16 protein-coding genes are annotated in these 12,865 nt (G+C 31.1%); 15 read left to right on the forward strand and 1 reads right to left on the reverse strand.

All coding sequences use genetic code 11. The annotated features are described in order from the left end of the window. Nucleotides 1–2: 2 nt before the first annotated feature. From BGS43_RS06020 to trxB, 15 genes are all read left to right on the forward strand, one after another. Entirely contained in the window at nt 3–746 is a 744-nt protein-coding gene (locus tag BGS43_RS06020; RefSeq protein ID WP_096569184.1) for a 7-carboxy-7-deazaguanine synthase QueE, read from the forward strand. Next, nucleotides 743–1,324: a 6-pyruvoyl trahydropterin synthase family protein gene (locus tag BGS43_RS06025; RefSeq protein ID WP_002778599.1), complete on the forward strand. Its 582-nt coding sequence runs from the start codon at nt 743–745 to the stop codon at nt 1,322–1,324. Before BGS43_RS06020 ends, BGS43_RS06025 begins: the two co-directional genes overlap by 4 nt. Further along, entirely contained in the window at nt 1,324–1,746 is a 423-nt protein-coding gene (locus BGS43_RS06030) for a c-type cytochrome (protein ID WP_002778601.1), read from the forward strand. The genes BGS43_RS06025 and BGS43_RS06030 overlap by 1 nt, the downstream gene beginning before the upstream one ends. After that, on the forward strand, nt 1,747–2,154 hold the full coding sequence (locus BGS43_RS06035; RefSeq protein WP_057044575.1) for a hypothetical protein: 408 nt from the start codon (nt 1,747–1,749) through the stop codon (nt 2,152–2,154). Beyond that, nucleotides 2,155–2,808, forward strand: coding sequence for a 16S rRNA (uracil(1498)-N(3))-methyltransferase (locus tag BGS43_RS06040; protein WP_072226936.1), 654 nt, complete (start codon nt 2,155–2,157; stop codon nt 2,806–2,808). It begins immediately after the preceding gene. Between the two features lie 78 nt (nt 2,809–2,886). Then, nucleotides 2,887–3,087 (forward strand): 50S ribosomal protein L31, encoded by a 201-nt coding sequence (gene rpmE / locus BGS43_RS06045; protein WP_002778612.1) that lies wholly within the window; start codon nt 2,887–2,889, stop codon nt 3,085–3,087. Nucleotides 3,088–3,089: 2 nt separating this feature from the next. Next, the gene (gene rsmI / locus BGS43_RS06050) at nt 3,090–3,914 is read left to right on the forward strand and encodes a 16S rRNA (cytidine(1402)-2'-O)-methyltransferase (RefSeq protein WP_002825613.1); all 825 of its coding nucleotides are present in this window, start codon (nt 3,090–3,092) and stop codon (nt 3,912–3,914) included. A 12-nt stretch (nt 3,915–3,926) separates the two neighbouring features. Next, nucleotides 3,927–4,610: a 23S rRNA (guanosine(2251)-2'-O)-methyltransferase RlmB gene (gene rlmB, locus BGS43_RS06055; RefSeq protein WP_002825612.1), complete on the forward strand. Its 684-nt coding sequence runs from the start codon at nt 3,927–3,929 to the stop codon at nt 4,608–4,610. Then, the gene (locus tag BGS43_RS06060; protein WP_096569187.1) at nt 4,603–5,550 is read left to right on the forward strand and encodes a hypothetical protein; all 948 of its coding nucleotides are present in this window, start codon (nt 4,603–4,605) and stop codon (nt 5,548–5,550) included. The genes rlmB and BGS43_RS06060 overlap by 8 nt, the downstream gene beginning before the upstream one ends. Then, complete coding sequence (locus BGS43_RS06065; RefSeq protein ID WP_025399298.1) at nt 5,544–6,350, forward strand: hypothetical protein; 807 nt, start codon at nt 5,544–5,546, stop codon at nt 6,348–6,350. The genes BGS43_RS06060 and BGS43_RS06065 overlap by 7 nt, the downstream gene beginning before the upstream one ends. 12 nt (nt 6,351–6,362) lie before the next feature. After that, entirely contained in the window at nt 6,363–7,568 is a 1,206-nt protein-coding gene (locus tag BGS43_RS06070; protein ID WP_002778622.1) for an LL-diaminopimelate aminotransferase, read from the forward strand. A 1-nt stretch (nt 7,569) separates the two neighbouring features. Further along, nucleotides 7,570–8,820 (forward strand): homoserine dehydrogenase, encoded by a 1,251-nt coding sequence (locus tag BGS43_RS06075; protein ID WP_096569190.1) that lies wholly within the window; start codon nt 7,570–7,572, stop codon nt 8,818–8,820. Then, nucleotides 8,820–9,158 carry a YraN family protein gene (locus BGS43_RS06080; protein ID WP_002825605.1) on the forward strand — a complete coding sequence of 113 codons (339 nt, stop codon included), beginning with the start codon at nt 8,820–8,822 and terminating at the stop codon, nt 9,156–9,158. The genes BGS43_RS06075 and BGS43_RS06080 overlap by 1 nt, the downstream gene beginning before the upstream one ends. A 54-nt stretch (nt 9,159–9,212) precedes the next feature. Further along, a complete protein-coding gene (trxA, locus tag BGS43_RS06085) occupies nt 9,213–9,527 on the forward strand; it encodes a thioredoxin (protein WP_002778629.1) in 315 nt (104 codons plus the stop codon). Nucleotides 9,528–9,662: 135 nt separating this feature from the next. Continuing rightward, the gene (gene trxB / locus BGS43_RS06090; protein WP_025399297.1) at nt 9,663–10,601 is read left to right on the forward strand and encodes a thioredoxin-disulfide reductase; all 939 of its coding nucleotides are present in this window, start codon (nt 9,663–9,665) and stop codon (nt 10,599–10,601) included. Between the two features lie 124 nt (nt 10,602–10,725). Here trxB and BGS43_RS06095 read toward each other — a convergent pair whose 3' ends face one another. Continuing rightward, nucleotides 10,726–12,507 (reverse strand): PhoX family protein, encoded by a 1,782-nt coding sequence (locus BGS43_RS06095; protein ID WP_096569193.1) that lies wholly within the window; start codon nt 12,505–12,507, stop codon nt 10,726–10,728. Nucleotides 12,508–12,865 lie beyond the last annotated feature (358 nt).

Here is a 12,865-nt window from a genome sequence, read left to right on the forward strand (position 1 = left end):
ATTTGCAACTTGTTGAAAGTTTTTTAAGTATACAAGGAGAAGGCAAATATAGCGGAAAACTAGCCATTTTTATGCGTTTTGCAGGATGTAATTTTAATTGCTCAGGCTTTGGGGTAAAGCTTATTAAAAATGGAAAAACTCTTAAAGGTTGCGATACTATAAGGGCAGTTTTTACTAAAGAATTTAATGAAGAATATGAAATTTTAAATGCAAGTGAACTTTTTAAACGCGTGCTTGATTTAAAAAAAGATTTTAATCCTATTGTGGTGATTACTGGAGGAGAACCCTTAATCCATCATGAAAATCCAGAATTTATCGATTTTATCCAAGCTTTATTGAAAAATAATTTTGAAGTGTATTTTGAAAGCAATGGAAGCATAGAACTTGATTTTGAAAAATATCCTTTTTATAAAGAATGTATTTTTGCTTTAAGTGTCAAGCTTCAAAATAGCGGGATGAGTAAAGAAAGAAGATTAAATATCAACGCTCTTAAAGCTTTTAAGCAATACGCTAAAGATAGTTTTTATAAATTTGTTTTAAATTCTAGTCAATTAGAAAGTTCAGCATTAGAAATTTTAGAAATTTTAGAAAAAGCGCCTAATGAAATTTTTTGTATGCCCATGGGGGAAAATGAGCAAAATTTAAAACAAAATGCTTTAAAAATAGCCGAGTTTTGTATTAAAAATGGTTATAATTATTCTGATAGAATCCATATTCGTCTTTGGAATGATAAAGAGGGTGTATGATTATAAGAAAATTATTTGAATTTGAAAATGCTCATATTGTTAGATTTTGTTCTTCAAGTCGTTGTAAAAGTAGTATTCATGGACATTCTTACAAGGTTGAGGTTTTACTTGAAAGCAAGTATTTAGATAATGCGGGAATGGTTTATGACTTTGGGCTTTTAAAAACCCATATGCGTCAAATTATTGACAGCTTTGATCATGCTATTACACTTTTTAATCAAGATGATGAATCTTATTTAAATGAAATGAAAAAATACTCGCAGCGCTGGATAAGCTTGCCTGTTAATGTCAGTGCTGAAAATTTTTGCCGTGTATTTTTTATTTTAATCGATGCTTTATTAAAACAAACCAAGATGATAAATGGCGAACAAGGTGTAAATTTGCAAAGCATTATAGTACATGAAACAAGAACAGGCTATGCACAAGGGTTTAAAGAAGATGCTTATAGTCCTACTATGCCAAAAATCACACTTGAAGATATAGAATTTTCACCTGCTATAAAAGCAGAATGGAATGATATAGAATTTTATGATAAGTTGAAAAATTTACACATTTTTACAAATCCTAAGGAGGTTTAATGGGTAAAAACTTAAGTATTTTAATAAGCTTATTTGCAGTTTTATTTTTAAACGCTTGTAGTGATGATAAAGAATTTAATCACAAAAACCAAAATACTACCGAAGAAATAGTACAAATTGAACAAAATGATGAAAAAACCGAATTTAGCGATACGAATTTGCCCTTACCGGTTGATGATGAGGCCAGTATCAGCGAAGACTATGATGTAAATCCAAGTGTTATTAATTCTTTATATAAACAAAAATGCGCTACTTGTCATGGAGAAAAAGGAGAAGTTAAAACCAAAAAAGGTATTGCAATTAAAAATTTAAGCAGTGAAAAATTTATTCAAAGACTTCAAAATTTAAAAGATGAAGCTCATAATTTCTTAACCCAAGAACAAAGAGAAAATTTAGCAAAATATATCAGCAAGGAGAAATAAATGGATAAAAGTTATGAATTTTTTTTAGCTCTACATCTTTATAGTCTTTATGCTAGTGGATTTTTAATGTTTTTTTATCTTGTCTTGACTCAAGGAAATTTTAAAACCGAATTTATATTTATCCGCAGAATCTGTTTGTTTTTACCTATATACTATGTTTTTTTAGCCTTGATGCTTTTTACAGGTTCTTTGCTTTTAGCGATTAAACAATTTCAAACACATTTAAATCTTTGGCTCATGATTTTTTCTTGGATTTTTATTTTTGCTTTAGCTATTTTTCATTTTATACAATTTAAAAAAGCTCGTAGATTAAGACGCTATATAACTTTTAGACGCATTAGTTTTATGATTTTATTTTGTGAACTTGTCCTTTTAATCTTACCTTTTTTAACAGGTAAATATTTATAAATGCAATTTTTATACCACAAGCAAGCAGGGGAAGAAATTTTAAAACTTAAGGGCGAAGAATTTGCTCACTTGAAAGCAAGAAGAATTAAAGAAAGTGAAATTTTATCTTTAAGAAATTTAGAGGATGATTTTATTTATGAATATAAAATTTCAAATTTAGATCGTAATTCTTGTTTGCTTTATTTTTTACATAAGCATTTTAAGTCTCATCCACAAAGCGAACTTGATTTAGCCTTGGCGGTTATTGATACTAAAATTTTGGAAAAAACACTTCCTTTTTTAAATGAACTTGGAGTTAAAAAATTACACCTTGTTTTTACTGAATTTTCTCAAAGAAATTTTAAACTTGATTTTGAGAGATTAGAAAAAATCATCATTTCATCTTGTGAGCAGTGCGGAAGAAGTCACAAAATGCAAATTCAAAGCTATAAAAATATACAAGAATTTAGCAAGGTTTTTCCTGATGCTGTTTTGGTTGATTTTGAAGGTGAGGTAAAGGAATTTGATAAAACTCGACTTTATTTTATAGGTCCAGAGGGTGGATTTAGCCCCAAAGAAAAACAAATGTTTAAAGAAAAAATTTGCCTTAAAGTTCCTAATATTTTGAGAAGTCAAAGTGCTGCCATTGCAGTGGCTGCAAAAATATTGCTTTAATTTTACTTAAATTAATGTTTTTTTTATATTAAATTTAATATAATCACCGCTTATTGTTTTAATTTTAAGGAAAAAGCTATGAAAAAAGAAATTCATCCAGAATATGTAGAATGCAAAGTTAGCTGCGCTTGTGGCAATACTTTTGTTACTAAATCAAACAAAAGTGAGTTAAGAGTTGATATTTGTTCGAGCTGCCATCCTTTCTTCACAGGTAGCGAAAAAATCGTAGATGCAGCAGGTCGTGTAGAGAAATTTAAGAAAAAATACGCAATGCAATAATTATGCTTTATTTTATTCCTACACCCATAGGAAATTTAAGCGATATTTCTTTTCGTGCTTTAGAGCTTTTAAAGACTTGCGATATTTTTTTTTGTGAAGATACAAGGGTAAGCAAGTCTTTACTTTCTTTACTTTCTTCTAAATTTGAAATCGATTTTGGAGATAAAAAATTTATATCTTTTCACACCCACAATGAAAAAAAAGTTTTAGAAAATTTAGACTTGGAATTTTTTAATCAAGACATTGCTTTTTTGAGTGATGCGGGTATGCCAGGGATTAGTGATCCTGGACAATTTTTAATTGATTTTGCTTTAGAAAATGATATTCAATTTGAAGTTTTACCCGGTGCTAATGCAGCTTTGGTGGCACTTGTAAGCTCGGCTTTGTGCAAAAAAGAATTTATTTTTATGGGTTTTTTAGCCAATAAAGGCAAAGAACGCCAAAAAGATATCCAAAAAATACTCAATCATCCTTATCCTAGTGTTATTTACGAATCTCCTAAACGCATCTTGTCTTTAATAGAACAAATAGCTATTTTAGATAGTCAAAGAGAAGTTTTTGCGATTAAAGAAATTTCTAAAAAATTTGAAGCCAAATTTAAAGGCAAGGCTATAGATCTTTTTAATGAATTAAAACAGGTAAATTTAAAGGGTGAGTGGGTTGTTGTGTTAGCTAAAAATGATAAAGATAACATTAGTCATTCCTTGTGTGAAAATGATATTTTAGAGCTTGAAATACCTTTAAAAACAAAAAGCAAGCTTTTGGCAAAGATGAATGGAAAAAATCCAAAAGAAATTTATCAAAAACTGCTTTTAAGTCAAAGTTAGGTAAAATTTAGAATGATAGTTTATGGAAAACAGATATTTTTTTATATTTTAGAACGACATAAAGAGCTTATAAATGAGCTTTATTTAGCTAAAGAGTGCGACAAAGAAACTTTTAAAAAAATTGCTAGTTCAGGCTTTAAGATCAAAAAACTTGATTTTAAAACAGCCCAAGCTTATGCTAAAGGCGGAAATCATCAAGGTTTTTTACTAGATATTAAAGAGTATGAATTTAAAGATTTGCACACTCTTAAAAAGGGTGAATTTATAGCTATTCTTTATGGTATCAGTGATGTTGGAAATATAGGAGCTATCGTAAGAACAGCTTATGCTTTAGGAGTGGATGGACTTATTTTTATCGGCGAAAGACTTGCGATGGAAGGCGTTATCCGCACGAGCAGTGGAGCGGCGCTAGATCTTGAAATTACTTTAAATAATGATATTTTTACCGTTTTAAATGAGCTTAAACAAGTAGGATTTAAGCTTTTTGCTAGTGCAAGTGGAGGTAAACAAATTCATCATTATAAAGTCGATGAAGGTAAAAAAGCTTTGATTTTAGGAAGTGAAGGTTTGGGATTAAGTGCTAAAATAATAAAAAAATGCGATGAATGTGTAGGCATAGAAATGAAAAATAATTTCGACAGCCTTAATGTCAGTGTAGCTTTTGCAATACTTTGTGATAGGATGATAAATGCTTAATTGGAAAAAAATTGAAGATTTAAATTTAAAAGAAGTTGCTGCTAGAACAAAAATTGAATTGGATTTTTTAGAAGCTTTAGTTAAAAAGGATTTTGCCACCTTAAATCGTTTTAATGTCCCTGGTTTCGTAAAAATTTTAAGTCGTGAATACGAACTTGATTTTACAGATTTTAATGAAGAATTTGAAACCTATCTCAATGAAAATAATCTTAACGATACAACCACCAAGCCTAAGATGATAACCCCTAAATTAGATGCTTATAGCCAAAAGTCAACTAGTTTTGTATCTTTTATAATTATAGTTATAATTATAGCACTTATAGGTTTTGGGATTTATTATTTTGATTATATTAAATCTTTTTTTCAAAAGGATCAAAACAACTCAAGTGCGGCCGTTGTAGATATTATCGGAAAAGCACAATCTAACCTAAAAGCTTTAGAAAATAATGTAGTTGTGATTGACAATCAAGCTGAAGAAAATGAAACAGAAGCCAATTTAACTCAAATACAAAATACAGAACTTAACAATACAAAAGAAGAAATAAAACAAATTTCTACCACACCAAATAATACAAATGCCAATGAAGAAAATTTAAGCACAAATGATTCTTTAGCAACAACAAATCAAGAAGTTGCAGAAGTCTCAAAAGCTCTCAATAAAGAAGCTCATTTTAAAGCTTCGGGTAAAATTTGGATAGGTTTGATTGATTTATCAAATTATAGAAAAACTGGTCTTGTAAAAGAAAATGATTTTAATCTTTCTTTAGAAGTAAATCGTTTGGTTTTAACAGGAGCTGCGGCTTTAAGTGTTTTTGATGAAAATGGAAAAGAACAAAAATTTCCTGCGGGAAATTCAAAGCGCTTTTTGATTAAAGATGGAAAAATTACAAGTATTTCGGCGGCTGAGTTTATGAAGTTAAACAAAGGTAAAGAATGGTAAAAAAAATCTTTATTTTTTTATTTTTAGCTAATTCTGTTTTTGCTGTTTCTAGTTTAGAGCTAGCGAAAAATTTAGTTGCTAATCCTTCTAAAGATTCTCAATTGCGTCTTTTGTTTCCTAGCTCCAGCTATATGGATAATAAAGGCAATCCAGACATAGCTAAAATTGCAAGAATTTTAAAAACCAATTCTTTAATCAACCTAACTCTACCAGAGCCTCGAACTTTAAAGCTTAATTTTAAAGCTAAAGCAGATTCTGTTGTATTTTTTAAGATTTTAACTGACGCACTTACAAATCTTGGATATATATATTTTATTCCTACGGATATGATTTTACGCGATGGCAATATAGACTATACCATACAAGTAGAATCTCAATACATTTTAGATCCAGGTGCCTTATACGCTCTTTTAAAAGATAATTCAGTTTATATAGACAATATCAAGCGCATAGGTACTTATGACTATGAGTATGATTTAAATTTTGAAAATGCTCAGCTTAATACTAATATTGATTTAAAACTTAATTCCACACAAGCTTTAGAAAGACCGCTTAAAGATTATGTATTTACTCTTCAAGGGGCTTCAAATTTGATGATTGATGCTCATGATGCTGATTTTTGGTTTCCTAAAGTGTTATTTTTAGATAAAAATTTAAATCTTATTAAAGCAGTCAAGAGTCAAGCTCAAAATAATCATTTTTCAGAGCTTATTCCAAGCGGTGCAGTTTATGCAATTGTAAGTGATATGTATAGTTTAGACAATATCCGAAGAGGTTTAAAAATCACCCTAAAAAAATAAAAAGGAAGAGAAATGTTTGATGAAATTCGTTTCAATACCATAGAAAGGCTTCCAAATTATGTTTTTGCAGAAGTAAATGCGATCAAAATGGCAGCAAGGCGTGCTGGAAAGGATATCATCGATTTTTCTATGGGAAATCCCGATGGTAAAACCCCTCAACATATCATTGATAAACTTTGTGAAAGCGCCAATAAAGACAAAACTTCGGGGTATTCTACCTCTATGGGGATTTATAAACTTCGCCTAGCTATTTGCAATTGGTATAAAAGAAAATACGGAGTAAATTTAGATCCTGAAAGTGAAGTAGTAGCGACTATGGGCTCTAAAGAGGGTTTTGTCAATTTAGCAAGAGCGATTATCAATCCAGGAGATGTGGCTATAGTGCCAGCTCCAGCTTATCCTATCCATACTCAAGCTTTTATCATAGCAGGAGGAAATGTAGCTAAAATGCCTCTTAAATATAATGAAAAATTTGAGCTTGATGAAAACAAATTCTTTGAAGATTTGGATAAAACCCTGCATGAAAGCATTCCGCGTCCAAAATATGTAGTGGTTAATTTTCCACACAATCCAACAACGGTAACTTGTGAAAAAAGTTTTTATGAAAGATTGGTTGCAACTGCAAAAAAAGAGCGATTTTATATTATTTCTGATATCGCTTATGCGGATTTAACTTATGATGATTATAAAACCCCTTCTATTTTAGAAGTAGAGGGCGCAAAAGATGTTGCTGTAGAAACCTACACTCTTTCAAAATCTTACAATATGGCAGGTTGGCGTGTGGGATTTACAGTTGGAAATAAACGCTTAGTAGCTGCTCTTAAAAAGATAAAATCATGGTTTGATTATGGTATGTATACCCCTATACAAGTAGCTGCTACCATAGCTTTAGATGGGGATCAAAGTTGTGTAGATGAAATTCGTGCTACTTATGATAAAAGAATGCATATCTTGCTAGAAGCATTTGAAAATGCGGGTTGGAAACTTCACAAACCAAGAGCTAGTATGTTTGTTTGGGCAAAACTGCCTGAAAGTAAAATGTATTTAAAAAGCTTGGAATTTTCTAAACAACTTTTGCAGCACGCAGAAGTAGCTGTGAGTCCAGGTATTGGTTTTGGTGAAGCTGGAGATGAGTATGTAAGAATTGCTTTAATAGAAAATGAAAACCGCATTCGTCAAGCTGCACGCAATATTAAAAAATACTTGAAAGAAGAATAAAATGAAGGTTGCTATTTTAGGATATGGGGTTGTAGGGAGTGCTGTTGCTCGTGTTTTAATTCAAAATAAAGAAATCATTCGTGCAAGATGCGGACAAGATATCATTCCTGTTATTGCTCTTGCTAAAAGCCAAAAAGAAAATGCCCTGATTCCTATCGTTACAAATGTAGATGAAATTTTGCAACGAGATGATATGGATGTTTTTGTGGAATTAATGGGTGGGGTTGAAACACCTTTTAAAATTATCAGTGAAATTCTTAAAAAAAATAAGCCTGTAGTCACTGCAAACAAAGCTATGCTTGCTTATCATCGCTATGAGCTTGAAGAGTTAGCTAAAAATACAACTTTTGGCTATGAAGCAAGTGTTGCAGGCGGAATTCCTATTATCAAAGCTTTAAAAGAAGGACTAAGCGCAAATAATATCTTGAGTATTGAAGGTATACTCAATGGCACGAGCAATTATATTTTAAGCGCTATGAATAGCAAGGGTTTAAATTTTGATGATGTGCTAAAAAAAGCGCAAGAACTTGGTTATGCAGAAGCAGATCCGACCTTTGATATAGAAGGGCAAGATGCTGCGCACAAGCTTTTGATTTTAGCAAGCATTGCTTATGGTTTACGCGCTAAACCTGAAGATATTTTAATCGAAGGTATCAGTAAAATTTCTGCTGAAGATATGTATTTTGCAAAAGAATTTGACTTTACTATCAAGCTTTTAGGCATAGCTAAAGCCCAAAATTCCATAGTAGAATTAAGAGTGCATCCTACTATGATCAGTAAAGATAAAATGATAGCAAAAGTCGATGGGGTGATGAATGCTATTAGCATAGTCAGTGATATACTTGGCGAAAGTCTTTATTATGGAGCAGGTGCAGGAGGAAATGCTACAGCAAGTGCTGTTATCGCTGATCTTATGGATATAGCAAGAAATGAAGCTAAAGGTCCTATGATGGGCTTTGAAAATAATTTAAATTTTAAACTTTTAAATAGAGATGAAATTTATACAAAATATTATTTAAGATTAAAAGTAGAAGATAAAACAGGGGTTTTATCTAAAATTACTCAACTTATGAGTGAAAATAATATTTCGATAGACAGCTTTTTGCAAAAACCAAAACAGGGTGAAACTTATAGCACTTTATTTTTTACTACTCATCATACCTTTGAAAAAAGTATTCAAAATTTACTTTCTATCTTGGAAAAACAAGATTTTATCAAGGCTAAGCCTTTTATGATGCGTATAGAAGAATAATGGGATTTGCATCATATCTTAGTGGAATTTTAGGCGAAGATAAGGCTTGCGAATTTTTAAAAAAACAAAAATTTGAAATTTTAAAGCGTAATTTTCGTTCAAAATTTGGCGAGATTGATATCATTGCGAAAAAAGATGGAATTTTACATTTTATCGAGGTTAAATTTACTCAAAATAATTATGAAGTTTCTGAACGCTTAAATGTTAAAAAATATGAAAAAATTTTAAAAACTATAGAATTTTATGAATTAAAACACGGGATTTTGAATGATTTTCAAATCGATCTTATCTGTATTAGTGATGATATGATACAATTTTTTGAAAATATCAGTTTTTAAGCTAATATTTAAAAAAATAAAATACAATTACAAAAATTAGTGAAAGGAAAAATTATGGGAAAATATATCGAATTAACAAGTGATAATTTTGCACAAGCAAAAGAAGGTGTTGCTTTAGTTGATTTTTGGGCTCCATGGTGTGGACCTTGCAGAATGCTTGCTCCAGTAATTGATGAACTTGCGAATGACTTTGACGGTAAAGCAAAAATTTGTAAAGTAAATACAGACGAGCAAGGCGATTTAGCAGCTGAATTTGGCGTTCGCTCTATCCCTACTCTTATCTTCTTTAAAAATGGTGAAGTGGTAGATCAATTAGTTGGTGCTCAATCAAAACAAGCAATCAGCGATAAATTAAATTCTTTACTATAAAAATCTTCAAGGCTAGTTTTACTAGCCTTTTATTCAAAAATTTCAAATTTATACTAAATAATAATTTTTATTAACTACTATTAAGAATAATTTGTATATCATTATTAATAAAATTCAAATTACAAAGGAAAAAGAATGTTAGATGTAGCAATTATAGGTGGAGGACCTGCAGGACTTAGTGCTGGACTTTACACAACTAGGGGTGGTCTTAAAAATGTAGTAATGTTTGAAAAAGGGATGCCAGGAGGGCAAATTACTTCTAGTTCGGAAATTGAAAATTATCCAGGTGTTGCACAAGTTATGGATGGAATTTCTTTTATGGCACCTTGGAGTGAGCAATGTATGCGTTTTGGCTTAAAGCATGAAATGGTAGGTGTAGAACAAATTTCAAAAAATGAAGATGGAAGTTTTACCATTAGACTAGAGGGCGGTAAAACAGAACTTGCAAAAGCAGTGATAGTTTGCACTGGTTCTGCTCCAAAAAGAGCAGGTTTTAAAGGTGAGGATGAATTTTTTGGCAAGGGTGTAAGCACTTGTGCAACTTGTGATGGTTTTTTCTATAAAAATAAAGAAGTAGCGGTTTTAGGTGGTGGTGATACTGCTTTAGAAGAAGCATTATATCTAGCCAATATTTGCTCTAAAGTTTATCTAATCCACCGTAGGGACGAATTTAGAGCTGCGCCTTCTACAGTAGAAAAAGTGAAGAAAAATGAAAAAATCGAACTTATCACTAGTGCAAGCATAGATGAAGTGTATGGTGATAAAATGGGTGTTACAGGCGTGAAAGTAAAATTAAAAGATGGTAGCATTAGAGATTTAAATGTGCCAGGAATTTTCACCTTTGTGGGACTTAATGTAAGAAATGAAATTTTAAAACAAGATGATGGAAAATTCCTATGCGATATGGAAGAAGGTGGACAAGTAAGTGTCAATCTTAAAATGCAAACTAATGTTCCTGGGCTTTTTGCAGCAGGAGATCTTAGAAAAGATGCTCCAAAACAAGTTATTTGTGCCGCAGGCGATGGAGCCGTAGCAGCGCTTAGTGCTATGGCTTATATAGAAAGCTTGCATTAATCTAGGAATTTGTCCTAGATTTTTTAAGACTTAAAACAATCTAAACAAAGAAGAACTTATAATTTTGATCTTATTTAATCTTTGGGATAAAAGAGATATTATTATAAGTTCTTTGGATCTTTAATTAAGCTCCTATAACTCCACCATCAAGTTTTCTTATCATTACTATACTTGATCTTGGTGTTTTTCCATAAGGAAAAGTACTACCCTTAAGTCCTTCTCCTGGATGTTGTATACCTACAAACATAGTAGTATAATCCTCATCAAAAGCAATTCCTGTTATCTCACAAGCTATAGGCCCTGTTAAAAAGCGTTTGATTTCACCTGTTTTTGGATTGGCCGCTAGCATACAATTATTTCCCATGCCCGCATATTCGCCTTTATTAGAATAAGAACCATCTGTTTGTATCCAAAGTCTTCCATCTCTATCAAATTTAAGTCCATCAGGAGAATTAAATTTATTTTCACTAGTGATATTATTTGACCCTTTGTTTAAACCTTTTTGATTGTCAGGATTGCCCACAAGAGTAAAAATTTCCCAAGTAAATTCATCATCCTTGTGTGAATTTTTTGGTATCCATTTTAAAATTTGCCCATAAAGATTTTTTGTTCTAGGATTAGCTGCATTAGCTTGTGTACGGTTTTTGTTATTGGTTAAAGTAGCAAAAACTTCCCTAGAGCCACTTTCTTTATGGCTTGCTATCCACTCGCATCTATCCATAGGAGTTGCACCCACTACACTTGCAGCAAGGCGGGTATTGATAAGTATATCAGCTTGTGATTTAAATCCTTTACTTTCATCTAAGCCGTTTTTACCATACTCTAAAGCTATCCATTTTCCACTGCCTCTAAAATCCCCTATATTGCCATTAAATTGGCCTACATACAAAGTTCCTTCATCTAAAATTTTACTTGTATCTCCACCTTTTACATATTTGTGCTTGCTAACAAATTTATAAATAAACTCATCGATTTCATCATCGCCCATATAAACGATAACCAAACCATCTTTTTCTACTATAAATTCTGCGTTTTCGTGTTTAAAGCGACCTAAGGCTGTTCTTTTAATTGGAGTGCTTTTTGCATCAAAAGGATTGATTTCTACTATCCAACCAAAACGATTTGCTTCATCTAAATTTTTAGCTAGATCAAATCTTTCGTCAAATTTTTCCCAGCTGTATTCGCTTTTTGTTTTAAAGCCATATCGCTTAAAATTTTCATCAAATTTTAAATTTTCATCAGAACTTCCAAAATAATCATCAAAATTTTCTTCACAGCTAATATAAGTTCCCCAAGGAGTTTGACCATTTGCACAGTTTGCAAAAGTTCCATAAGCAAATTTTTTATCTTTTAAAACTTCTTTTTTAGCTGCTCCGCTTACTTCCATTTTAGTATTTGCATCAATTCTACGATTGTATTTAGAATCCAAAACTACAGCCCATTCATTACCCTTTTTTTGAATTTCTAATACACTTACACCCACACTTGCTTGCTCATATAAAACATCTTCTTTGCTCAAGTTTTTACCCTGATGATTAAACATAATTTCAGGATTAATGTATTCATTATTTATGGCTAAAATTCCTCTATTTTTTGAAAGTGAAAAAAAACTCATACCATCATTATTATCTCCAAAAACAAAGCGAGCATTATCCACTGCATTTATATCGATATTTTTACTTTCATCATAGGCTTTTGCTTTGCTAAAAAGTGGATCTCCCCACGATATCAAAACTTTAGCCTCGTAGCCTTCAGGCACTATGACTTCATCTTTTGTGCTTGCACTTACAGCTTTAAAACCTAACAACTCTTTATCCTTAAGTACTGCAGCACTTAAATTTGAACCTCCAAAAAAAGCCACCATAGAACCTAAAGCTGAACCTTTTAAAAATACTCTTCTTTGCATTTGTTTTCTACTCCGTATTGAAATTAAAACAATGAAAGTATAGAAATGTTTGGAAACTTTTTAGAAACTTTCAAATAAGTAAGATAAGAAATATATAAGAAGAATTTGTAAATAAATTTCATCAACACCCAACCTATCTAGGTATTGGTGAATAATGAATTAAAGATATCAATGAGTAATAAATAAAAGTATCAACAAATTAAAATCTTTAGATTGATACTTGCATATCAATCTAAATTGTATATATTAGCTAACATATAAACTAATATGTAAAATCAATATTTCATATTAGTTTAATCAAAACCTTTTCTTTTTCACATCTTCAAGTATGCTATTAGCTATATCACTTACAGTATTA

It is taken from the genome of Campylobacter sp. 110, from assembly GCF_002383965.1.
GTDB lineage: Bacteria > Campylobacterota > Campylobacteria > Campylobacterales > Campylobacteraceae > Campylobacter_D > Campylobacter_D coli.